22 protein-coding genes are annotated in these 24715 nt (G+C 47.0%); 10 read left to right on the plus strand and 12 right to left on the minus strand.

The features are described from left to right. The 3 genes from H164_RS15760 to H164_RS0102015 all read left to right on the plus strand — a co-directional run. On the plus strand, positions 1–206 hold a 206-nt coding region (locus H164_RS15760; RefSeq protein WP_211214766.1), incomplete at its 5' end, for a hypothetical protein. Then, positions 160–591, plus strand: coding sequence for a plasmid mobilization protein (locus H164_RS0102010; protein ID WP_019967069.1), 432 nt, complete (start codon positions 160–162; stop codon positions 589–591). The genes H164_RS15760 and H164_RS0102010, both read left to right, overlap by 47 nt. Beyond that, entirely contained in the window at positions 575–1636 is a 1062-nt protein-coding gene (locus tag H164_RS0102015) for a relaxase/mobilization nuclease domain-containing protein (RefSeq protein ID WP_019967070.1), read from the plus strand. The genes H164_RS0102010 and H164_RS0102015 overlap by 17 nt, the downstream gene beginning before the upstream one ends. Positions 1637–1718: 82 nt before the next feature. On the opposite strand, the gene H164_RS0102020 is transcribed toward H164_RS0102015, so the two are convergent. The 5 genes from H164_RS0102020 to rlmN form a co-directional block, all read right to left on the minus strand. Beyond that, the gene (locus tag H164_RS0102020) at positions 1719–1952 is read right to left on the minus strand and encodes a DUF2188 domain-containing protein (protein WP_045166774.1); all 234 of its coding nucleotides are present in this window, start codon (positions 1950–1952) and stop codon (positions 1719–1721) included. Between the two features lie 439 nt (positions 1953–2391). Further along, a complete protein-coding gene (locus H164_RS0102025) occupies positions 2392–3384 on the minus strand; it encodes a lysylphosphatidylglycerol synthase transmembrane domain-containing protein (RefSeq protein ID WP_019967072.1) in 993 nt (330 codons plus the stop codon). Next, the gene (locus H164_RS0102030; protein WP_019967073.1) at positions 3377–4459 is read right to left on the minus strand and encodes a PdxA family dehydrogenase; all 1083 of its coding nucleotides are present in this window, start codon (positions 4457–4459) and stop codon (positions 3377–3379) included. Before H164_RS0102030 ends, H164_RS0102025 begins: the two co-directional genes overlap by 8 nt. Continuing rightward, positions 4449–5048: a DUF4837 family protein gene (locus H164_RS0102035; protein WP_019967074.1), complete on the minus strand. Its 600-nt coding sequence runs from the start codon at positions 5046–5048 to the stop codon at positions 4449–4451. The genes H164_RS0102030 and H164_RS0102035 overlap by 11 nt, the downstream gene beginning before the upstream one ends. After that, positions 5038–6084, minus strand: coding sequence for a 23S rRNA (adenine(2503)-C(2))-methyltransferase RlmN (gene rlmN / locus H164_RS0102040; protein WP_019967075.1), 1047 nt, complete (start codon positions 6082–6084; stop codon positions 5038–5040). Before rlmN ends, H164_RS0102035 begins: the two co-directional genes overlap by 11 nt. A gap of 585 nt (positions 6085–6669) precedes the next feature. Between rlmN and H164_RS15010 the strand changes: the two genes are divergently transcribed. The 3 genes from H164_RS15010 to yfcE all read left to right on the plus strand — a co-directional run bounded on the left by H164_RS15010 (position 6670) and on the right by yfcE (position 13151). Continuing rightward, on the plus strand, positions 6670–10413 hold the full coding sequence (locus H164_RS15010; RefSeq protein WP_019967076.1) for a DUF4922 domain-containing protein: 3744 nt from the start codon (positions 6670–6672) through the stop codon (positions 10411–10413). 5 nt (positions 10414–10418) lie between these two features. Beyond that, complete coding sequence (locus H164_RS0102055; protein ID WP_019967077.1) at positions 10419–11705, plus strand: MFS transporter; 1287 nt, start codon at positions 10419–10421, stop codon at positions 11703–11705. Positions 11706–12611: 906 nt separating this feature from the next. Beyond that, positions 12612–13151: a phosphodiesterase gene (gene yfcE, locus H164_RS0102060; RefSeq protein ID WP_026356206.1), complete on the plus strand. Its 540-nt coding sequence runs from the start codon at positions 12612–12614 to the stop codon at positions 13149–13151. Between the two features lie 41 nt (positions 13152–13192). Here the strand turns inward: yfcE and H164_RS0102065 are convergent, their stop codons facing one another. The 7 genes from H164_RS0102065 to H164_RS0102095 all read right to left on the minus strand — a co-directional run bounded on the left by H164_RS0102065 (position 13193) and on the right by H164_RS0102095 (position 18919). Beyond that, a complete protein-coding gene (locus tag H164_RS0102065) occupies positions 13193–14281 on the minus strand; it encodes an AAA family ATPase (RefSeq protein WP_019967079.1) in 1089 nt (362 codons plus the stop codon). A gap of 57 nt (positions 14282–14338) precedes the next feature. Further along, entirely contained in the window at positions 14339–14809 is a 471-nt protein-coding gene (locus H164_RS0102070; RefSeq protein WP_008563748.1) for a helix-turn-helix domain-containing protein, read from the minus strand. A gap of 188 nt (positions 14810–14997) precedes the next feature. Beyond that, on the minus strand, positions 14998–15834 hold the full coding sequence (locus tag H164_RS0102075; RefSeq protein WP_019967080.1) for a zinc ribbon domain-containing protein: 837 nt from the start codon (positions 15832–15834) through the stop codon (positions 14998–15000). 6 nt (positions 15835–15840) lie between these two features. Further along, positions 15841–16629, minus strand: a complete 789-nt coding sequence (locus H164_RS0102080; protein WP_019967081.1) for a Nif3-like dinuclear metal center hexameric protein — start codon at positions 16627–16629, stop codon at positions 15841–15843. 78 nt (positions 16630–16707) lie between these two features. Then, positions 16708–17583: a DNA/RNA non-specific endonuclease gene (locus H164_RS0102085; protein ID WP_019967082.1), complete on the minus strand. Its 876-nt coding sequence runs from the start codon at positions 17581–17583 to the stop codon at positions 16708–16710. Next, positions 17580–18389: an ABC transporter permease gene (locus H164_RS0102090; protein ID WP_019967083.1), complete on the minus strand. Its 810-nt coding sequence runs from the start codon at positions 18387–18389 to the stop codon at positions 17580–17582. The genes H164_RS0102085 and H164_RS0102090 overlap by 4 nt, the downstream gene beginning before the upstream one ends. Further along, positions 18386–18919 carry a P-loop NTPase family protein gene (locus H164_RS0102095; RefSeq protein WP_238315189.1) on the minus strand — a complete coding sequence of 178 codons (534 nt, stop codon included), beginning with the start codon at positions 18917–18919 and terminating at the stop codon, positions 18386–18388. The genes H164_RS0102090 and H164_RS0102095 overlap by 4 nt, the downstream gene beginning before the upstream one ends. A gap of 179 nt (positions 18920–19098) precedes the next feature. Here H164_RS0102095 and H164_RS0102100 point away from each other — a divergent pair, with 179 nt between their 5' ends. The 4 genes from H164_RS0102100 to H164_RS0102115 all read left to right on the plus strand — a co-directional run bounded on the left by H164_RS0102100 (position 19099) and on the right by H164_RS0102115 (position 24713). Continuing rightward, entirely contained in the window at positions 19099–20127 is a 1029-nt protein-coding gene (locus H164_RS0102100; RefSeq protein WP_019967085.1) for an agmatine deiminase family protein, read from the plus strand. Then, a complete protein-coding gene (locus tag H164_RS0102105; RefSeq protein WP_019967086.1) occupies positions 20124–21011 on the plus strand; it encodes a carbon-nitrogen hydrolase in 888 nt (295 codons plus the stop codon). Before H164_RS0102100 ends, H164_RS0102105 begins: the two co-directional genes overlap by 4 nt. A gap of 119 nt (positions 21012–21130) precedes the next feature. Further along, complete coding sequence (locus H164_RS0102110; RefSeq protein ID WP_019967087.1) at positions 21131–21943, plus strand: class I SAM-dependent methyltransferase; 813 nt, start codon at positions 21131–21133, stop codon at positions 21941–21943. Positions 21944–22490: 547 nt separating this feature from the next. Further along, on the plus strand, positions 22491–24713 hold the full coding sequence (locus tag H164_RS0102115; RefSeq protein WP_008563759.1) for an anaerobic ribonucleoside triphosphate reductase: 2223 nt from the start codon (positions 22491–22493) through the stop codon (positions 24711–24713). The last annotated feature ends 2 nt before the right edge of the window (positions 24714–24715 follow it).

Genomic DNA, 24715 nt, shown 5'->3' on the forward strand with positions numbered 1-24715 from the left:
GACATTGCAAGACGTCAGTTTGTACCCACAAACTGCTCTTGCTCCCCTCGTTCGATTGTCGGGGAGATAAGACCGTAATCACTCCGTTCTCATCGGTCAGTATTCAGGAATTAAGAAACAATGAATCATCTACAATGATAAACTTTCAAGGAAACTTATATGAGCAGATACAAGAGAAAAGCTGCCCGATGGCAGCAACAGGATAAGGAAGAACAGCGAATGAACAAAACAGAGTTCATCAAGGTAAGATGCACCTTAGAAGAGAAGCAGCGTATCAAGTCAAAAGCGGAAAGTGCAGGGCGGAAGTTCTCAGACTACTGCCGTGAGATTCTCCTTAACGGAGAAGTTATTGCCGTTCCCAAGATGACCGACAATGAAAGGGAAGCCATTGCCATTCTCCAGCAGACAGGAAAGTTCTATGGGCAGGTTTCCAACCTCATCAAGGTCAAGGACGAAAGGTGGGTACTCATCACAAAGAATCTATCGCTATGTGCCAAAGAAGCATTTAAGCGATTTTACGACTCGCATTTTCGTGTGAATGATGAGGTATATAAGGTCTTAAATCTAACAAGAAATGATAGGAAAATGTAAGGCGATAGCGCACGTCAGCACGGCTTTGGACTATATCTTCAGAGAGGGCAAGCTTGGTTATCGGCTTGCCTTCCACAATCTTTGCAGCAGGGAGCCAAAGACTATCTATGAGGAAATGAAAGTGGTTAGCGACTATAACAGCCGTTGCAGGAACAAGTTCCTACGCATTGAAATAGGCATCGCACCGCAGGACGAGAAAAAACTGCCTGTGTCCGAACTGATGTGGATAGCCCATCTGTTTGCCAAGCGAATGGGACTTGACAACCACCAATGGGTGGCAGTAACGCACAAGGACACCGACAACAGACACATTCATATCATTGCCAACCGCATCAGCCTATATGGAGAGGTCTATGATACCACTTTTGTGAGCAACAGGGCTGCAAGAGTGGCAGAGGAAATCAGCAGGGAGAAAGGCTTGACCATTGCAAAAGAGGTCAAGGCAGAAAGGAAACACCAAAAGACAAAGGCTAATCCCACGAGAGAGCAAACAAAACAGCAGGTACAGCAAATCTGCTATGCCTTGCTTGACAAATACAAAGGTACAGGCATCACGGGACACTCTATGTTTCTCTACGAACTTCACAAGAACGGCATTTCCATAGAGTGTATGAAGAACAAGCAGGGCAAGGTATATGGCTTGAAGATCTCATACGCAGGACAATCTTTCAAGGCTTCCGAAATCGGCAGGGAATTTGGCTACCGTTCCTTGCAGAAGAATTTCGAGGCAAGTCAGAAAGTCGAGACCAATGCACCTGCTCAAGAAATACATAATCCGGCAGAGCATACAGATACTAAGAATTCAGGCTATCAGCTCGTACCCCCAAGCCATTCATACAGTCCACAACCAACTAAGGAATCTCCACAAATCTCACAGATTGTAAGAGAAGTGGCAGATACAGCCATTAGCACAGCCGATGATTTGGTGGAGGGACTGGGCGGAATGATAACCCCAGCAGCACATAGCGAAGATTATGCAGAAGCAGCATGGCAACGCAAGCTCAGATTCCAAACTAACAAGAAAAAGAGAGGACGAAGACAATGATGCAGTTGGTAAGCTCTTTTGTTTCATGGTGATAAACTAGTAGGGAGTGCCAATTTGACACTCCCTGTCTTCTTAGATGACCTTAATGTTTCCTGTCTTTTGGAGGGCAAGAGTCATTACCATAACTATTAGGATTCTGAATCTTACCATCCTTTCCATGAGGAATAAGTTCTGCCCCTTCTTTCTTGGCAAGATTACGTCCCCAGTCCATTGCCTCCTTCTTTGTTTCAAAGTGTTTTGAGGCTCTGTCTGCATTTGGTCGCTTTGCGTCCCACCCTCCGTCTGGATTAGAAACGACATGAATTTCTTTTCTCATATCAATAATTTTTAGTTGATAGTTTTGCTTACGGTGTCCTTCCGATTCCGCTACGGTGTAATAACAGCATATTTAAAAGCAAAATAGCAATTATGGTGCCAAAAATTAAAAAAAATATTTTTTCGCTTTTATGATAAAACGATCTGTTTCTAATTTCAGTTTGTAACAGATTCTATAATCTTATATAGTTGATAGAAAGATAAAAATTATAGGTATATTTCATCCAAAACGCTTGTTATTCGGTAACAAAGTATTATCTTTGCAGACAGAATAACAAGCGTTCTTTGTTAGGCAGAAAACAGCGAAGCCAAGTAGCTCGCTCGTTTCTAAATCGTTACCAGTTTAGTTGTAACAATAAAGTAACTTCTTTATTTTCAATAAGTTGTATTTTAAGAATTATCTTGTGCGGCGATATGGCTGATATTAGAAAGCCGTATGATTAGGCTTTTTTATCGAATTTGATGAGCAATAGGCCTATTCCCGTCCAAAGCAATTCGCGAAGTCTGACAATCAATGCGACAAAGATACCGGCATTGGCTGAGATGCCTAATGCCGTCGTCGACATCAGGAAGCCGCCTTCACGTCCTCCCAACTGCAAAGGAATGAAGAAAAGCAGGTTGGCAAAAAGACTGGTGAAGGCAAGAACCAACACGCATTGCAGGAAGTTTGCACTCGGCATGAGTACCAAAAGAATAAAAAACAGCTCCAATGCGGAGCAGAAACGGCACGAAAGCTCTAACAATACGGCCGAAACAAAAGTCTTGGGACTCTGTTTGTGGAGGGCCGATATCTGCCGATCAATGGTGTCAAGTTGCTCCCTATGACTTTCAATGAAAGGCAAAGCCCATCGTTTCAAGAGTGGAATATGCCCTAAGAATTTCATCACACGGTTGGCTAATCCCTTGCGGTAGCCGGAGATAAAGAACCATATTCCCAACACGCAAAAGGCTCCCGTGACAGTCAAGAGCACAGCCATTGGCATGCTGACACGCTGTGTGAAGATAAACAAAAACAGAGAGAGAAGCCAGAACCAAAAGTGACTGAAGATGTGAGTCATGGCATATAAGATGACCGAAGACGAAGCTCTTTCTGGTCCGATCCTTGGAGACAGCGACATGATGCGATAGGGTTCGCCTCCCATCAAGCCGCCCGGCGTGGCATAGTTGAGGGCAAATCCCGATACGGTCAGCTTATACAACCATGCAAAAGATACTTTCTTCTGTCCCTCTTTGCAGTCTTGTGAGTTGATGATGATATACCATGCCGACGTATTAAAAAGGTAAAGGAAAGCCCAAAGCACTACTACTGCGATGAACCAATAGCCTGCATGCCGCAGTCCCTCCCACACTTGGTGGAAGTCGAGCTGCGTAATCATGATGCCGAGAACGATGATTCCGAAGATGAAAAAACCGTTCTGATATTTCTTATTCATGTTTTTTCTTTGAAACGGAAAAGCGCACTTTCTCTCCGTCGTCATGCTTTTCGTGATAAAGCTTTTGCAGAGGATGCTGTAAAGGCTCATCATATCGGGCACGGTTGCGATGAATATCAATAGCCATATAAATGGCATGACGGAAAGAACGCTCGTCGGCCACACACTGACCGGCGATGTCGAAACGCACATGACAGTCGGGCTCGGTCGTAATGATGGGAAGATTGGCGTTGAATTTCACGACGCCTTCCGTGGCAAGTGCTTTGATCGACGGGACTCCTTGGTCGTAAAACATGGCAAGAATGCCGTCGAATTCATTGTAATAGTCATTCTCAAAGAATTCGGCTGCCGTATAAGGACCGAATGCCTGCACCCCCGTTTCTATCAGTTCTTTGATGGCCGGCGCAATTATCTCTTGCTCTTCTTTGCCTTGGTTAGGGTTCAAGGCCAGAATGGCAAGGCGTGGATTAGAAATATTAAAGTCTCTGCGAATGGTTTTGAAGAACAATGTGGCTTTGTCCTTCACCAAATCTTTGGTCAATACACTTGCTATATCTTTGACAGAAGAGCCTTCTGTCGCCACCATCAAGCGCATCTTGTCGCTGATAAACAAGGTTGCGGCCTTACTTCCTTCGCCCAAACTGGCTTCTATATACTTGCCGGTGTTGCTGAACCGATAGCCGCCAATATGTATATTCCCGTCATCCATGGGGCAGTTGACCAGCACATCGTAGGCATTTTCTCGGTAATCTGTCATGGCTTTGTCGAGAACTTTCAGGGCAGCCATACCGCTTTCAGGCGATGCCACGCCCATTTCCACTTTCACATCTTCGTCAAAGCAGGCGAGCAGATTGACGCGTCCGTCTGTGGCTTCTGCCACATTGTTGATGATGCTGAAGTTTCCTTGAATGTCAAGAACCTTGCGATGGTAGGCCGCAATCTTGGGAGACCCATAGATAATCGGCGTGCATAGTTCCAATATTTCAGGCTCGGCAAAGGTCTTGAAGATGAGTTCATATCCGATACCGTTGGTATCACCGTGCGTGATAGCGACACGAATTTTTCTATTTTCCATTGTTTATGATATTTATTGAACCCAGTATGGCACGAAGCTGACTGAGAAGTGTATTCTTTTCGTTGGTTTCGGGCGCATAGAGGAAGCCTTCCGCGATGATGAGCCCGCGCCTGTCAAGCCGTTCATATACGTCGCTGACGAATGGACCACCCATGGCATCGCCTTTCATTTCCCATAATCCTTCATAGCGACATCGCCTACTTTTTGGATAGAAGCGCCCTTTGACGGAGGCCTTGACCGTGGCGACGTGCATGCTGTCTTCCTCTCCTTTGATATTTATCTTCATCACGCTGTCGCGCAACTCGCAGAACCTTTCCACACTCAACGGCAGTGTGTTGCAGCTGCGAATGCGGTAGATGACTACGTTCTTCATGCCCGAAGCAGCATTGTTCGACAGCCAAAAGAAGTCTTTTCCCAGCTTGCTCGACTGCATGTCGGCTGGCAACGCAATGGCAAGGTTGAAAGACTTGCGCACCTTTTCTTGCATTTCAGGATTGTCCGCATAGGGACGGTCGAGCCGTTGTATCCGCCTACACGCACTCAGCATGAGCAGTGCGGCCAAAATAAAACCTATCGTCTTACCGTTCATGCCTTATCTCGCCTATCTTTTTTGAGGTGGAAAGCAGGCCGCAGGCCGCGAATATGTCCTCTCCACGACTGGCCCGAATGGTTGTGAACACGCCATGAGCCGTCAGATAGTCGCGCAGCTCCTCCATCTTTTTCTTGTCGGCACCATGTAGCGGCACATCGGGAATCTGGTGGAATCGGATCAGATTGACGCGGCAGTCCAATCCCTTCAGTAGCTTTACGATTTCCCGGGCATGGGCCGCAGAGTCGTTAACGCCACCGAAGACAATATATTCAAACGACAGCCGACGCTGCCGGGAGAAGTCATAGTTGTGCAGAAGCTCCACGATTTCCGCGATACTCATACTCTTTTGAGCCGGCATCAATTCGGCCCTTTGCTCAGTAATCGGCGAATGCAGGCTGATAGCCACGTGGCAGTCGCTCTCTTCGAGGAAGCGCTTCAGCTTGTTCTTCACACCCACGCTACTCACCGTGATACGTTTCGGGCTCCATGCCAGGCCGTAGTCGGCCGTCAGGATTTCCGTTGCTCTCAGAACGTTGTCGAGATTATCCATCGGCTCTCCCTGTCCCATGAACACGATATTCGTCAGCTTGTCCACCTCGGGCAGCGCATAAATCTGGTTCAGTATGTCGCAGGCATCAAGACTCCCCTCGAACCCCTGCTTGCCCGTCTGACAGAAAAGACAGTTCATCTTGCAGCCCACTTGGCACGAAACGCACAGCGTGGCGCGGTCGTTCTCGGGGAGATACACCGTCTCGACGAACTTCCCGCCCGCCACGGGAAACAGATATTTGATGGTCCCGTCCGCGGAGTGCTGCGCGTCGATAGGCGCATGGCAGCCCACGGTGTAGCTCTCAGACAGCCGCGCACGATTGGCCTTGGATATGTCCGTCATCTCGTCAATCTCTTTCACGCGATGCACATACAGCCACTTCGCCATCTGCCCGCCCGTGAAGGCCGGCATGCCGAGTTCCTTGCAAACCTTCCGGAGTTCGTCCAAGGTCATGCCCAAAAGTGTCTTCTGCTGAGAAATCATAGTGCAAAGGTAATAAATTAATGTCGAACGGCTTCACGCTCCGTCTTGTTTTTTGATGCGAAGACACATGAAACTGCCCGTCCGCGTTTCCGTATGATGCTATGGAAATAGGACATTATCGTATGGAAACGTCAGCGCAATAGCACGAAATACATTCTTATACCGCACGGAATGGTCAGCGCAATAGGATGGTTTTTGTTTATCACCATGGAGATAACACCTTATCACCGTGGAGATAAGACTTTATCACCATGGTGATAAGACCTTATCTCCATGGTGATAATCCAAAAAGAACTATTGCAAAAACCGTTCCGTGCGGTATGTGTGTAGTTTCTCTCCTATAGTAATTATGGTTCTTTCGAGTTGCAATTATAGTTCTTTCGAGTTACAATTATGGTTTTTTCCTATAACAATAATAAATCTCTCTTATGGCAGTTGCATTTTTCACCTAAAGCGAGCCGAACCGGCCGCTTATTCAGGATAATTTAGTATCTTTGCACGAAACAAAGCTCCGCCACGGTTTTCCGGCCCTTTGGTCGGCTACTGCACGCAGGGCGTCGGAACACAAGCTAAAAAACATATCGTATGACAGGAAATACAGACTGCTTTCTGTCTTGCGAGAGCCCGGAGGAATTCGGGGAACTCGTCGGGACATTGAGACAGAATAAGGCCGTAGGGCAGATATGCCTTGTGGTTGATTCGAGTAGGGAAACTGACCGTGCGCCCGGCGGCTGTTCGCTGCTCGCCATGGAAAGACGGTTTTCGACCGATGCAATTTGCAAGATCGGCACGACGGCCAAGGGCGACTACGTGCTCCTTGGCCTGAAATCTACGCCGGTAGTCTTAGGACAGCACGCTATCGACCGAATGCTGCGCGTGGCTGACGACACTGGCGCGGCTATGGTTTATGCTGATTTTTATTCGGTTGCCGACGGAAACCGTGAGCCACATCCTGTCATCGATTATCAGGAAGGCAGTCTGCGCGACGATTTCGACTTCGGCGCTCTGCTGCTCATACGTACCCGTTTGTTGCACGAATACGCAGCCACTTGCGGACGCGACCCGCGTCATCGCTTCGACTTCGCCGGGCTTTACGACTTGCGCCTCTTTTTAAGCCGCAAGGGTGAACTGTTCCACGTTAACGAATATCTTTATACCGAGCAGGAATACGACACGCGGAAGAGCGGCGAGCGGCAATTCGACTATGTCAATCCGCGTAACCGTATGGTGCAGGCGGAGATGGAAAAGGCCGTGACGTTGCATCTTGAGGCTGTGGGTGCGCTGGTTGACACGCGCCGCTATCGTGAGCCCGACTTCACCGAAGGCAGTTTTGATTGCGAAGCCAGCGTGGTTATTCCCGTGTACAACCGTGAGCGGACCATTGCCGATGCCGTAAAGAGCGCGTTGGCGCAGCAGACGGAGTTTAAGTACAACGTCATCGTTGTTGATAACCACAGTACCGATCGCACGGGAGCTATCTTGTGCGAATTGCACGAAGAGCGGCTCGTTGTCATCAAGCCTGAGCGTACCGATTTGAGCATTGGCGGCTGTTGGAATATGGCCGTTGACGACAAACGTTGCGGTCGGTTTGCTGTTCAGTTGGATAGCGACGACCTCTATTCTTCGCCGCATACGTTGCAGAAGATTATCGATGCGTTTCATGAGCAGAAGGCTGCCATGATCATCGGGGCTTATCGTATGTGTGACTTTGAACTGAACACGCTGCCGCCGGGGCTTATCGACCATAGAGAGTGGACCGAAGACAATGGCTGTAACAATGCCTTGCGCATCAACGGGCTGGGGGCTCCGCGTGCGTTCTTCACCCCGCTTTTACGCCAGATCCGCTTCCCCAATACCGGCTATGGTGAAGACTATGCCGTGGGCTTGACCTTTAGTCGCCATTATCGTATCGGCAGAATCTACGACGAACTCTATCTTTGTCGGCGTTGGGGTGGCAACAGCGACGCCGCTTTGAGCATCGAAAAACAGAACGCCAACAATCTCTATAAAGACCGTCTGCGCACGGTTGAGCTTATGGCTCGCCGCCGTTTGAATGCCGAGAAGGTCGGGGGCGCAATGGATAACGAACTGAACGACTTCTTCTGTCAACAGCTGGAGCAGTGGGAAGAAGTCCGACAACGCTATCAGCAGCTGCAGGATGTAAAGGTGAAGCAAACGGGGCGACTGCGTGTGCAGTTCAATCCGGCACGCATGGTGAGCACGGGGGCAAAGATTGATAAGCAGACTTTGGAGAAGCGTCCATGCTTTCTCTGCGAGGCGAACAGGCCCGAAGTGCAGCTCACGGAGCACTTCGACAAAGGTTTCGACCTCTTGGTTAATCCGTTTCCCATACTTCCCGCTCACTTCACGCTCCCTGCCTGTAAGCATCGGCCGCAGGCTATCAAGGCGGATTACGGCGAAATGCATAAAGTATTGTCACGCTATGGTAGCCTCATGGTGTTCTACAACGGGCCGAAGTGCGGTGCAAGTGCACCTGACCACATGCACCTGCAAGCGGGAACGAGCGGCTTGGTACCGTTGCAATGCGAGTGGCGGCGCATGAGTCGCAGTCTTGAGCCTATCTTCGCCTTAGACCGCGATAATGATATCTGCGTGCTTCATGGCTTCGTAGTGCCGGCTCTTGTCATTCGAAGTAAGGACGAGACGGCCGACCGGACGCTCTTCAACCTTGTTTACGAGGCCCTGCCGCAACGCGACGGAGAAACTGAACCAATGATGAACATTGTGAGCTGGCGGGAAGAAGCGTATTATATCTCCGTGATTATCCCACGCGGAAAGCATCGTCCCAATTGCTACTATGCCGAGGACGAAGAGCAGTTGCTGGTGAGTCCCGGTGCCTTGGATATGTCGGGATTGCTGATAGCTCCACGTGAAGAAGACTTTAACCGGCTGACCGAAATGCAAGCAGAAGCCATTCTGAAAGAGTGCGGCATCACCGAAGAGGCCATGCAGCGGGTGGTTGAAAAGCTGAGTGCACACCATTGCGGGCCGAAGATAAAGGGAAGGGCCGACGTGTCGGTAGGTATTGTCAATGGAAAGCAAATCAAGTTCCGACTCAATGCGCCTTATCTCGTAGATAATAATAAGGTAAAAGGCGAGCAGGAGGTTTCCTTTGCTAACGGGGCCATGCTATGGAATGGCAAGTCTTATAGCGGGCTGACTTTCATACCGCAAGCGAATGGTGCTTCTTTCTCGCTTTCCGATGTCACTATCGGAGTTGATTTCCATTGGGAACGCAAAGAGACGCAGACGTTTCTCGGTGCGTTGAAACTCATTGTTGCGGGCGATAGGATATATGCCGTCAACGAGTTGCCCGTAGAACAATATTTGGAGAGTGTCATTTCGAGCGAGATGAGTGCTACGTCGAGCCTTGAACTGCTTAAAGCTCACGCCGTTATCTCACGCAGTTGGCTGCTGGTACAGATAGAAAAGCGAAAGACCGCGCATGAAAGAAGCAATAAACCTTCTTCATTCATCAGGAATGACAACGAACTGATGCGCTGGTATGACCGCGACGACCACACGATATTTGATGTTTGTGCCGACGACCATTGCCAGCGTTATCAAGGCATCACAAAAGCGACAAGTAAACAAGTGGTCGAGGCAATCAGGCAAACTAAAGGGCAAATCCTGACGTATGATGGTGAGATTTGCGATGCCCGTTTCTCTAAATGTTGCGGTGGTGAGACCGAAGAGTTCCGATATTGCTGGGAGAACATTCGCAAGCCTTATCTCGTTGCCTTGCGAGATGCGCCACACGACGAGGCGATCGACTTGACCATTGAGGCAAATGCCGACCGCTGGATACGCTCCAATCCGGAGAGTTTCTGCAACACGCACGACGCAAAAGTGCTTTCCCAAGTGCTTAACGACTATGACCAAGAGACGGCAGACTTCTACCGTTGGCGCGTTGAATACAAGCAGGAAGCACTCTCCCGCTTGATAAATGAGAAGCTGGAAACAGACTTCGGGCGCATCATCGACCTTGTTCCGGTAGAGCGTGGCACGAGCGGGCGTCTCTCCAAACTCAGGATAGTAGGTGAGAAGAAGACCCTTACCATCGGCAAAGAACTTGAAATCCGCCGTGCTTTAAGCAAGAGCCATCTCTACAGTTCGGCTTTCGTCGTCGATGCGTTCGACCGCGATGCGCAGGGCGTCCCACAGCGCTTTGTCCTCACGGGAGCAGGGTGGGGACATGGAGTAGGCCTCTGTCAGATAGGGGCTGCGGTCATGGGAGCGCGCGGATATGCCTATGATGCCATCTTGCTCCATTATTATAAAGGTGCAACCATTCAGAAAATCTACTAAAAACCATGAAGACTTCAAAACCTTGGACATGGGTTCCATCGCTCTATTTTGCGGAGGGACTTCCCTATATTGCCGTAACCGTGCTGGCCATCGAAATCTACATGCAATTGGGATTGACCGACGCCGAAGTAACATTCTACACCTCTTGGCTCTATTTGCCGTGGGTCATCAAACCTTTTTGGAGCCCTTTTCTCGACCTTTACAAGACGAAACGCTGGTGGATAACGGCCATGCAGTTGCTCTTGGGAGCTGCCTTTGCGGGCGTGGCTTTCACCATTCAGGCCTCGTGGTGGCTGCAGGGAAGCATCTGTTTCTTTTGGATGATGGCCTTTTCGAGTGCCACACACGATGTAGCGGCCGACGGGTTCTATATGATGGGACTCAATCAGCACGACCAAGCTTTCTTCGTAGGCATACGAAGCACATTCTATCGCCTTTCGATGATTGTCGGAAAGGGAGTCTTGATTATGATAGCCGGAGTGCTTCAGGTGATGTTCCGCTATCAGATCAAGTTCTCTTGGAGCCTTATTTTCTATGGTCTTACCGGGCTTTTCATGGCTTTTTATCTCTATCACAACTACATCTTGCCGCGGCCGAAAGAGGATATAGACCATAAAGAGAAGCGGCAGGCCAAGGCGATATTGTATGAGTTCTTGATGACATTCGACACGTTTTTCAAGAAAAAGCAACGATTTGCGGCAATCGCCTTCATGCTCTTCTTCCGTCTTCCCGAAGCTTTGCTGAACCCCGTCTCGCAACTCTTTCTGCAAGCTCGGCCGGGTAAGGGAGGATTAGGGCTGTCGCCGCAGGAGTTCGGACTGGTCAACGGAACTGTCGGTGTGGTCGGACTGTTGGCGGGAGGCGTCATCGGCGGACTGCTTGCAAGCCGCGACGGACTGAAACGCTGGTTGTGGCCGATGACCTGCGCCATCACCATTCCCAACATCGCCTATGTGTATCTGGCTTATGCGATGCCCGAGAACCTGATGACCATTAATGCGTGCGTGTTCTTCGAGAATTTCGGCTACGGTTTCGGCTTCAGTGCCTACATGCTCTTTATGATTTATTTCAGTCAAGGGCAGCACAAAACCTCGCACTATGCTTTGTGCACAGGCTTCATGGCCCTTTCGATGATGCTTCCCGGACTCTTTGCGGGCGCTTTGGCGCAGGCCGTGGGCTACCGAATGTTCTTTATCATCGTCATGTTGAGTTGTCTGCTGCCCTTCGCCGTGGCTTCTTTCCTCGATATCGATCCCCATTTTGGAAAGAAAGACGTAGAAGAAGACGTTTGATTTCAACGTTTTTCTTCTTCCAAGTCCTTGGCCGTTTGGAAACAAGATGCTTGGTAATGTGTTTTATTCCAGCCACATAACGACGCTATTTGGCTGTGAAGAAGTAGGGACGTACGGTTTGTGCGTCCGTTCAAGGCGGATTTCCAAGTGCATGCACATGTTTGTTTGAGCGGACGCACGGGCCGTGCGTCCCTACATGCCTTGCAACAATCAACTTATTCACCCGTTTACTCGCCAACTGTCAACTGAAACAGGAACGGACGCACGGGCCGTGCGTCCCTACATGCCGTGTGACAATCAACTTATTCACCCATTTACGCATCAACTGTCAACTGAAGGAGGAACGGACGCACGGGCCGCGCGTCCCTACTTCCAGTCAAACGGTTGCCCGTATTCGTCGACCAGTTATTGTGAATCGTAAATTTTTATACGGGAAGAAATTTATTTTCTCCCGTATGCCCGTAAATTTTCTCCCGCAAAGAATTTTATTTTCTCCCGTATGAAAATTTATTTCTTCCCGCATGAAAATTTATTTTCAACCGCATGAAACTTGAGTTCTAACCGCATGAAACTTGAGTTTCAACCGTATGAAACTCGAATTCCAACCGTATGAAACTTGAGTTTCAACCGTATGAAACTTTATTTCAATGCGATTTCAGCAATATTGCAACACAATATCAGCTGTTTTGGTGCGCAATATCAGTCATTTCGCACGCTAATGTGGCTGAAATTGCGTCGTAAAATGGCTGGAATCAGAAACCGGAGTACATGCTGCGGGAGTTTATCCTCATGGATCGGCGGCCGTTGCTCATAAATTACGGCCAAAGTTTGCATATCTCGGAAAAAATAACGAATATTGCATGGCAAACAAACTTGCAGAAACAATATTCAAATCTGATTGAAAACATGAAATATCTATTGGTATCCGACATTCACGGCTCGCTCCCTGCGCTGGAGAAAGTGATTGACTTCTACCGCCAACAGCATTGCGATATGATGTGCATCATGGGCGATATCTTGAATTACGGGCCCCGGAACGGTCTGCCGGAAGGGCTCAATCCCAAGGCCATAGCCGAGCGGCTGAATGCCATGGCCGACGAAATTGTGGCCGTCAGAGGGAATTGCGACTCGGAGGTAGACCAGATGTTGCTCGACTTTCCCATTCTTCAAGACTATGTGTTGCTCGTCGATAACGGCCGTAAGTTGCTGCTTACACACGGCCATATCTTCCATAAAGACCACCTGCCGCACGGCCGTTTCGATGCCGTTGTCTATGGGCACACGCATCTTTGGGAGCTTCAACGGACCAAAGAAACGGTGATATGCAACACGGGGTCGGTCACTTTTCCGAAAGGAGGGAACCCGCCTACATTGGGAACCTATGAGGACGGGCGCATAAGAATGTTCCGGCTCGACGGCAAGCTGCTAAAGGAAATCGACCTTTAGCATCGGGAAAACGCCCCGAAAGGGCTTTGAAAGCAGAGCCTTTATCCTTTCAAGGCGATGTTGTAGTTGTAATATTCCGATACGCCCGTGATGTCTTTGACGACCTTGATGAACGGGGGAAAGTTCACAGACTCTTGCTCTGTAATGCCTTTTGTCTCTAAAATCATCAGCCCGCTGACCGGTTTCAGGAAGTTGTCAAGCTCGAAATACTGCCCTTTCCAGATGAAACTCTTGCGCGTTTTCTGTATCGTCTTACGGTAAGGGTCGGCCTGCTGTAACAACGACGTATAGAGGTTGCTGCTGATTTGGCGTTCGGTTTCGAGCTGTTCTGAGTTTGAAATGTTCTTTTTCGTGGTGTGCACATAGACATATTTGCCCTGCCAGCCACGGCGACGTAAGCGTACTTCGCACCCCGGTTCAGCCACCAAATAGGTCTGTGTGATTTCACTCTCGATGCAATTCGGGATTTCTCCCGTCAGTTCGACAATGTATTTCCGTTCTTCGACGATAGGCTGGGGTATGCCCAAGACGCTCGATATCTCTTTCAACACGCGATGCAACTTGTTATTGAAGTCTTCATGATTGTTGATTACACGCAAATGAGGATGCCCGGTCCAGGCGTCAATCACCTTTTTGTCAATCAGTCGGGCCATTTCCAAGCCCTCCGTGCGTTGCTTGTTATTGGTTGTTGTATAGAATTTCTCGGCACCGTCTGCCGCCGAAACAAGATGCAGCACGGCATCGTAACGCTGGTCTCGCAATGCCGTCGTGCTGGTTCCCACAGCCTTTGTGATGGTATCCCACGTTTCTGGGGACATATAGGCCGAGATGTCCATTGCCCCGCGGTCGCAGATAATTATAACCGGTTCCTCACATTGCTCTGCCATGCGCTGAAACTTATCTTCCAAAGCCAGCTGTACTTCAAGCGTTGCCTTTTCGCCTTCATAGAAGAGCTTGCGGTTTGTTGTCAGATAGTCCATACCCGACTGGCTGAACATCGTCGGAACCTCGGGAATAGTGAATACCTTATAGCCGAGACTTGAGAAATGCTCGATAACCTTGACTAAAGCCGTTGTCTTTCCGGCACAAGGGCCACCGGTGAGGACGATTTTCTTAATGCTGTTTGTCATGTTTCGCTGTATCAAATTTGGGAACAAGGCCTGAGAAAGCCCGCTTAAAGCAGGTCTTCAGGCTGTTCTGCGCGAACGATTGCGTACCTCTTTGGCTTTGACAAGCTCCGGGTGACTGTCTATGTAATGCTGACGATACTGTCGTGGAGTCATGCCTTTGAAGCGAAAGAATGCCCCATAGAAACTCTGACGATTGGCAAACCCCACCATTGCACCGATATCAGCAACGCGTAACTTCAGATAACGTGGGTCTACGAGCATCGACATAGCCTCGTTGATACGCTGTGCATTGACTAAACCGCAGTAGTTCGTGTGGAAACGCTCCGCACAAACTGCCGAAATATAGCGCACATTGGTTCCTAAATCCTCGGCCATCTGCTTGGCAGAGTAATCTTTATCCTTGTATTTCTGCTCGATAATGATTTTCCTGCTGATTTCCTCTTGCAACGTATCCTTGACGTTTGCACTCATCATGACGCGATAAACGGTTGACCGTTTCTGCTTTTCTGTTATGTTATACTTAGCCATCTTCTGTATATGTTTTGTAGATTAATGCTATTCTGACATACAATCCGTATATCAATTTTATTATAAATCTTATTTCGCGTCGCAAAATTAATAAGAAAAAAAGAAAAACAGGCAAGATAGGATACAAAAAAACTGAAAGATGGTCAATCTTTCAGTTCTTTATATGATGTAAGACGGTAAGGAAACGCTTAGTCTGCCGTGTTGGTATCTTCTTTCTTCTTACGGATACTGCGCTTTGCACGCTTCGGTTTTTCTTCCGAGACCGACTTTTCTGATTTGATACCAGCTAACTCCGGATCAACCATAATACGTCCGCAATATTCGCAAACGATGATTTTCTTATGTATTTTAATGTCTAATTGACGCTGTGGGGGTATCTTATTGAAACAACCGCCGCATGCATCACGCTGAACGTAGACAATACCGAGACCATTGCGGGCGTTCTTGCGAATTCGTTTGAAGCTGGTCAGTAACCGGGGCTCTATCTTTGTCTCTAGTTCCTTTGCCTTTTCCTTCAGTTTTTCTTCTTCTTCACGAGTCTCCTGCATGATTTCATCCAGTTCATCGCGCTTTTCGCTGAGGGCTTCTTCGCGTTCCTTGATAGCCTGTTGCGTCTGCTCTAAATCGCTCTTGCATTCTTCTATCTTGATAGCAGCCTCTTTAATCTTCTTATTGCAAAGTTCGATTTCCAGCGATTGAAACTCAATTTCTTTTGTTAGTGTGTCGTATTCGCGATTGTTCTTCACGTCGTCCAACTGGCTTTTATAGCGTTCAACGCTGGCTTGTGCTTCAGCAATATCTCGTTGTTTCTGCGTAACGGCGTTTTGAAAATCGGTTATTTCATTCTGTATTTTTTCCATACGTATGTTCAACCCCTCAAGTTCGTCTTCTAAATCCTGAACCTCCAAGGGGAGCTCGCCACGTAATGCTTTCTTTTCGTCGATGCTACTCAACGTTGTTTGCAGTTGATAGAGTGTCTTCAACTTCTCTTCAACGGATAAATCTGTAGGGTTTTTTCTTACCATATTCTGTTATAAATAAATGATGGGATTGGTATTGATTTCCGTGAGAACGCATCTCGCACCGGAACACCGCTCCTCTATGATTGATTTAAATATTTCGTTTGTAAACTGTTCACTCTGATAATGCCCGATAACAGCTATCTGTATTTCCTGATCGTGACCAAAGAACTCATGATAGTGCATCTCTCCCGTTATGAAAGCATCTGCACCTGTCTCGATAGCATCATGCAGTAAGAACGAACCAGCACCACCACATATCGCAATTGTACGAATAGGGCGACAAAGAAGTTGATTACATTGAATGCATTCCGCATCAAAACGCTTCTTCAACATCATTACAAAGTCATCAACCGCCAATTTTTCATGGACTTCACCCACGACGCCATCGCCCCCTTCGATGCCATTGACGAGAACCTGTTTGCCAAAGAAACGCAGATTCCTTAGTCCAAGTTTCTCGGCTATCTTGTAGTTTACACCACCCTTGGCACTATCCATATTCGTATGCATGGACACAATGGTGATGTGATGCTCTATCGCTTGACGTACCGTAATCTGCACTTCGTTTTCATCAGCAATGCGTTTCAGCTTATGAAAGATAAGTGGATGATGGGAAACGATAAGATTACATCCCTTTGCAATAGCTTCATCAACGACTTTAGGGGTCACATCAAGACACAATAAAGCCCCTGAGAGTTCCACATCTGTTAATCCAATTTGCAGACCGGCATTGTCATAGTCTGCCTGCAATGGCAGAGGTGCGAATTGTTCAAGGGCACCAATTACTTCCTTTATCTTCATGCTATGCACAAAATATGGTTACAAAGATAGTGATTTTATGAGATTTTATAAAGGTAGCATGATGTTGTTTAACGTTTTTTACCAGTCCGATAAATCTGTTTTTGCCTCTATTCTTGTCTCTATCGTGTCCGGGAGCGAAGAAAAGAAATCAATACCGGTAATGCGTTCGATTTGATCTACCGAATTAACATAATCACCTTTCGGTCTATTTCCTGATTTGTTTTTATAGATAAAGCCAATTGCTTTTATCGTTCCTTCCATACAAAGAATCACTTTGAAAAAAGCATCGGGCACCACAACCTTAGACTTGCCTATCGTTTTGTGTTTCTGATGATAGAGAATCGGGCCGGCAACGATATAGATGCTGCCATATACTTTGGCCCATTTCCGGCATTGCTTCTCCATTTCATTCCAATCACCAACATTCAAACCGTGGTCTTGCGGACAAACATTCGTGAGTAGAAACGACTGTTCCTGTGCGCGTCTGCTCCACTTATTGTCAGCCGAAGGACACATATGGCCACGATCATAACCACTTCTACTGTAATCAAATGTCGTTACCCTCACACCTTTTGCCTCAATATCCTCCTGAAATCCAATACCTTCACGCTTGTAAGGGCCAGTCGTATGCTGTGCTTTCAGGTGCCATGCCACCCAATTTGGAATGTGTGTTTCATAGTTATAGGAGACGATATAGCCCTCTCTTTTTAGGATTTGGGAGGGTTTTCCTTGTGGAACATTTTGTATTAGTAATCGTTCATCAGTAATTGTAGTAAAAGTACTCTTTGTCAGGTGTGCTTTTGTCGTAAGACGCTTCTTTCTATTAACTTCAATGCCACCATTATGTTTGCTATTGTTCTTCAGGAAATTACGGTTTCCCTTAGCTAAGTTGCAGGTTACTGTTCCAATAAGAAATATAAGAAAAGGAATATATACAGGGAAATGCTTTTTCATTCTTCAGTTTCGTTTATCTGTTTCTGGGTGCTCAACTTGCCATACTCGTCAAAGGTATAGCGTTTGGTAAGCACTAATGTCAACAACAAGGCCAAAGGTGAGGCTGCTAACATCACAGCGAGAGCCAATAATTCTATGAGGATAGCCGAATAAACATTGGTACCAGCTAACAGCATTGCCCACATAACAGCTGGTGTAACACCTATTATTATATATGCCATACGGCCTAAGGAAGGAAGCATATTACGTTCCAAAGACCGCTTGATAAAGTATTTGACAGCCTGATGATGACTTGCTCCATTACCCAAAAGATTGTAAAAAAGCGCGCAATGATTGCGCAATCCGGCATAATAAGTATCCAAAGCCTTAGCATTACTCTCTATTATACCACCAATAATAAAGCCAGTAATCGGAATAAAATAACGTGTATCGAATGGATTCCCTGTTGAGAAAACGGCCATAATAACGAGAATACCAAAGATGAAGGTTACTATAAGTGTAGAAAAAAAAGCTGGGATAAAGTACCTTTTCATGCTCAATTTTGCTCTGCTAACAGTCACGACAGAGGTTAAAAGTGACAAGAATATCACCCAAAGAATATTGAGTATGACATTATTCAGACGGAAAACGAACTCCAACATGATGCCCGTAACCGCAAGATAGCCCACAGCCTTTGTGATTGCTATGACGAACTTTCGCTGTAAATTCAGCTTGTAAAAATAAATCAGATATACAGGGATACATAGTAATATCACAAGGATACAAATACCCATAAAACCAATATTCATCGTCTTCTCTATAATCATTGCGGTTCTAACAGCGTTTTATCACACAGTTCTTTCACTTCCTCATCTTCAGTTGCAATAATAATCATTCCTCCAGAGGCCGTATATTGTCTGAGGTAAACTATCATTTCAGGTGTCACGGCCCCTCGTATTTGATCAATAATGATGTAGTTACTGCTCTTCATTACAGCCACAACCATCATCATTTGTTGCAAAACCATCTGCGAAACAGACGATATGGCCTGCTCCCATAGATTTCCCTTGATACCTATCTTATTCCATTCCTCCTCGATTTTGTCTTTTGTCAGAGATTTATCTATCGTCATCATCTGCATCATCTCACCGATTGTCATGGAAGGGAACTGAAGTTCACGAGGGACGTAGGCTGCATGTGCTCTGAAATAAGCAGCGGAACGGCTGTCTACGACATCTCCATCAATAGAAAAAAAACCAGATTTGAGAGGCTGCAAGCCTAATAGCGTGTGTATGATTGCCTGTCGTTTTTCATCATGCCAAGCATAAATGCACAGCATTTCTCCTGCTTCTACCATAAAATTAATGCCGGCTACAGTCTTGGAGTACTCGACTCCACTCAAAACCCCATCTTTTATTTCCAACATTTCCCATCGCGTTTAACGGGGCAAAGGTACTGTTTTTTATCCAAAAAATCAATAATTAGAGAAAAAACAGCTATTTTTGTAGGCAGCAATACGAATGATGATAGCACAATATGACAAATAATAACTTCATGCTTCCTGCTGAATGGGCACCGCAACGTGGCATTCAACTCACATGGCCGCATGCTGGAACAGATTGGGAACCTTATCTTGACGAGATAACAAAGACATTTGTCGAAATGGCAAGAGCCATTACATGTGACGAACGGCTTTATCTTATTTCACCGGAGGTACCTCAAACAAAGACCTTGCTTGAAAAGCAACTGACAGACGACCAACTTGCCAATATCACATTCTATCAAATAGATTCTAATGACACATGGACGCGTGACCACGGAGCCATCACGCTGACAAACGGAACTGAAGCTCGCTATCTTGACTTCAAATTCAACGGCTGGGGTGAGAAGTTTGAGTGGCAAAAAGATAATGCCATCACAGCAAACATGGCCGGACTTGGCGCTTTCGATGGTGTAGTTGAAGACCACACAGATTTTGTCTTGGAGGGCGGAAGCATTGAAAGCGACGGAAAAGGAACCATCTTCACCACTTCAAGCTGCCTTTTGGCTCCGCATCGAAACCAGCCCATGACACGCGCAGAGATAGAGGAAAGGCTACTTAAAACGTTGCATGCAGTGCGAATTGTGTGGATAGAATACGGTAAACTGAAAGGAGACGATACCGACGGGCATATAGATACGACGGTGCGACTTGCGCCTGACGACACCTTATTATATATATATAGTGATGAGAACGATGAACATTTTGCGGACTTTCAAGCCATGGAAAATCAGTTGAAGGCTCTCCGCACACTTGAAGACAAGCCCTACCGACTGCTTCGCCTGCCATTTCCCGAAGCCATTTATGATAATGGAGTGCGACTTCCGGCTACTTATGCCAACTTCGTAATCCTCAATCATAGCGTGCTTTGCCCTACATATGCGCAGCCGTATAGAGACGGGCTGGCTATGTCGCAGTTGCAAAAGGCCTTTCCCGGCCGTAAGATTATCGGTATTGATGCCCGAACGGTTATCCGTCAGCACGGTTCGCTCCATTGTCTCACCATGCAATTCCCTAAGATATGAAAGAACTTAAAATAGGTTTCTCGCAGCAACATAATGTTTCTGATGCCTCTGTAAACATACAACGTTTATCTGAAGGCATTGCCGACTTGGCAACTCGCGGTGCACAACTCATCATACTGCAAGAACTCCACAACTCACTCTATTTCTGTCAGGTGGAAGACATCAATAACTTTGATTTGGCGGAGCCTATACCCGGTCCGTCAACAGACTTATATGGCGAACTTGCACGTCAATTCGGCGTAGTCATCGTCACATCTTTGTTCGAGAAGCGTGCCCCAGGACTCTATCACAACACGGCGGTCGTGATAGAAAAAGACGGAACGATTGCCGGAAAGTATCATAAGATGCACATTCCCGACGACCCTGCCTACTACGAAAAGTTTTATTTCACACCCGGAGACCTCGGCTTTCGTCCCATCGAGACGAGCATAGGCAAGCTGGGTGTGCTGGTTTGTTGGGACCAATGGTACCCCGAAGCAGCCCGCTTGATGGCCTTACAAGGGGCAGAAATATTGATTTATCCCACAGCTATTGGTTATGAGAGCAGTGACACGTCCGACGAACAAGAGCGTCAACGCGAGGCGTGGACCACTGTTATGCGTGGTCATGCGGTTGCCAACGGACTACCCGTCATTGCCGTGAACCGCGTTGGCCACGAACCTGACCCCAGCGGACAGACCAAGGGTATCCAGTTTTGGGGCAGTAGTTTCGTAGCCGGGCCACAAGGCGAACTCCTTTACCGTGCGAGCAACGACAAGGAAGAGCGCATTGTCGTCAGTATTGACATGCATCACAGCGAGCAGGTGCGTCGTTGGTGGCCTTTCCTGCGCGACCGCCGCATCGATAGCTACACCGACATCACCCGCCGCTTCATCGATGAATGAGCAATGCGAGTAGAAGTCTAAGTTACAGCAAGAATACACACTTTTAAGTATTGCCGCATACGTTTCCTTTCTGTAACTTTGATGCATCGTTTTACGACATTTTATTAAATCAGACACATATGGAAACAAAACAATTATCGGCTATTCCCGAAACGATGCTCATTCCGCTGTGGGCCAAGGCTACGGAAACACTCAACAACGGTGGACTGCTACACGACGAAACGGCCGTGGAGATATTCCAAAAGCTCGACTATGACTTCTCGAAATTCAAGAAAGCCACCATGTCGCAAGTGGGTTGCTGTGTTCGGGCAAACCTCATCGACCAAGAAACCAAGGCGTTTCTCAAGCAGCATCCCGATGCCGTTGTCATTCAATTGGGTGCAGGTATCGACGCACGCTATCAGCGGCTCGGCATGCCTGCGGTCACCCATTGGTATGACCTCGACCTGCAAGAAACTATCGACCTGCGTCGCCAACTTATTCCCGAGACCGAGAAGAACACCTATATCGCTCTCTCGATGTTCGACTATCAATGGATTGACACCGTCAAAGCCGCAGGAAAGCCCGTGTTGATTATCATCGAGGGCGTATTGATGTACTTTGAACCACAACTCGTAAAAGACTTTTTCATCACGCTTTGCAACCGTTTCGACCGCGCAACCATTCTCATGGACATGCTCTCCTACATGCTTGTGAAGCACAACAAGCAACACGATGCACTCAAGAAGATGGGCAAGGAGGCCGAATTCAAATGGTCGGTGCTCCACACCGAGGAAATGGAGGCGTGGCATCCCAAACTACATCTTGGTAAAGAGTATTTCATGAGTGATTATACGCAGGGACGTTTCCCCCTCATAGCCCGCCTTGCCTATAGAATCCCTTATTTCTATAGGCACGGTAACCAACGTATCGTAAGGCTCGAAATCGAGTGAAGGCTCCGGAAGCCTGTCCTATTGCAACCTGATATCAGTCGTATCAGCGTGTAAAGTCAGCCTTATTGTGCCCCGATATCAGCCATTTTAGCGCGTAATATCAGCCATATTACGTGCTAAAATGGCTGATATTAGATTGCAATGGCAGATACTGTTTGTCTAAAGTAGGACTACACCATGTCTAAAGTAGGACTACATCTCATGTAAAGTAGGACTACATCATGTCTGAAGTAGGATTAGATGTCGTCTGTAGTAAGTATAGGCAATGTCTATGTTGGGAGTTGATGTCTCCGATATCGGTTGGGTTTGCCAATGAAGTTATGTTTATCGAACGACTCTATAGTGTGTTTTTCGGTTTATTATTATCAGTTTTTGGCAACTATTATATGTTTATTTTATATCAAAGTTTCCAAAAACTTTTTGTAACTTACTCATAATTAGTTGTTTTACATTAATTAACTCGTAAAAAGTTGTCCAAAAAGTACGCCGTAATAAAATTAATACTATCTTTGCAAAAGAAAAATATAATCAAAATATAACAATCAAAATGATACAGACGGTAGTAAAGCGAGACGGACGAATCGTTGGTTTTAACGAGCAAAAAATCATGGCAGCCATTCGTAAAGCCATGATGCATACCGATAAAGGTGAAGATGATGCCTTGGTACAAAAGATAACGGACCATATTAGTATTCACGGAAAGAGCCAGATGACCGTGGAAAAGATTCAGGATTCGGTGGAAATGGAGCTGATGAAGAGTGCACGTAAGGACGTAGCACAGAAGTATATCGCTTACAGAAACCAGCGGAGCATTGCCCGAAAAGCCAAGACGCGCGACGTGTTTATGGAGATAGTGAACATCAAGAACAATGATGTGACGCGCGAAAATGCCAATATGAATGCCGATACGCCGGCGGGAATGATGATGAAATTCGCTTCGGAAACGACGAAGCCGTTTGTAGATGACTATCTGTTGTCAGAGGAAGTGCGTGAGGCGGTGACCCATAATTATATCCATATCCATGACAAAGATTATTATCCGACAAAGAGTCTGACTTGCGTTCAGCACCCTTTAGACCACATATTAGAGTATGGTTTTGTGGCTGGTCATGGCTCTTCACGACCTGCTAAGCGCATAGAAACGGCAGCAGTTTTGGCTTGTATTTCGTTGGAAACCTGCCAAAACGAGATGCATGGTGGGCAGGCCATACCGGCTTTCGACTTCTATTTGGCTCCTTATGTGCGCAGTTCTTACATCGAGGAACTGAAAAATCTGGAGAAACTGACGGGCCGTGACCTCTCGGCTTTGTATCATCAAGAGCTGGAAGACTATGTATTGAAGGAACTTGATGGCTTGGAAGGCGATGAACGTCTGCGCCAACATGCTGTGAACAAGACGGTGAACCGGGTGCATCAGGCCATGGAAGCCTTTATCCACAATATGAATACGATTCACAGCAGAGGTGGAAATCAGGTTGTTTTCTCGTCGATAAATTATGGAACGGATACTTCTGCCGAGGGACGCTGCATCATACGCGAGTTGTTGAAATCTACTTATGAGGGAGTTGGTAATGGAGAAACCGCTATATTCCCTATTCAGATTTGGAAGAAAAAGCGGGGCGTAAACTATCTTCGTGAAGATAGGAACTATGATCTTTATCAATTGGCTTGCAAGGTGACGGCCCGTAGATTCTTCCCGAACTTCCTTAATCTCGATGCCACGTTCAATCAAAACAGCAATTGGAAAGCCGACGACCCGGAACGTTATTTGTGGGAGGTGGCTACGATGGGATGTCGTACGCGCGTGTTTGAGAACCGCTTCGGTCCGAAGACGAGTGTGGCTCGCGGTAACTTGAGTTTTACGACAATCAACATCGTCAAGTTGGCCATCGAGTGCATGGAAATAGCCGGTAAGGAGGAGCGTATCAATGCTTTCTTTGCAAAGCTTGACCATATTTTGGAGGTGACAGCTAAGCAATTGGACGACCGTTTCCAGTTCCAGAAGACAGCGTTTGCCAAGCAATTCCCGTTGTTGATGACGAAACTTTGGATTGACTGCGACAAACTTCAGCCTACCGACACGATAGAAAGCGTGCTTAATCAAGGTACATTGGGTATTGGATTTATCGGATTGGCCGAGTGTTTGAAAGCATTGGTGGGCAAGCATCACGGAGAAAGCGAAGAAGCACAGGCCTTGGGCTTGAAGATTATAACGTATATGCGTGACCGTGTGAATGATTTCTCAGAGCGTTACCAGCATAATTACAGTTTGTTGGCTACACCGGCTGAGGGACTCTCGGGACGTTTCACGAAGTTTGACCGTAAGCGTTTTGGTGTAATCGATGGAATTACCGACCGCGATTATTATACGAATTCAAACCATGTGCCTGTATATTATAAGTGTTCTGCACTGCATAAAGCGCAGATAGAGGCTCCTTATCATGATTTGACGCGCGGTGGCCACATCTTCTATGTAGAAATTGATGGTGATGCAACGCATAATCCAGATGTCATATCTGGTGTAGTGGATATGATGGATAAGTATAATATGGGCTATGGCAGTGTGAATCATAACCGTAACCGCTGTATGGACTGTGGTTATGAGAATGCCGAAGCTGAAATGGAATGCTGTCCGAAGTGTGGGAGCCGACATATTGATAGGTTGCAGCGCATTACGGGGTATCTTGTCGGAACAACCGACCGTTGGAACCAAGGAAAACTGGCCGAATTGAATGACCGGGTGACGCACATCGATAAGAAATGCAAGTAGAA

Source organism: Segatella maculosa DSM 19339 = JCM 15638 (genome assembly GCF_000382385.1).
GTDB classification, from domain to species: domain Bacteria; phylum Bacteroidota; class Bacteroidia; order Bacteroidales; family Bacteroidaceae; genus Prevotella; species Prevotella maculosa.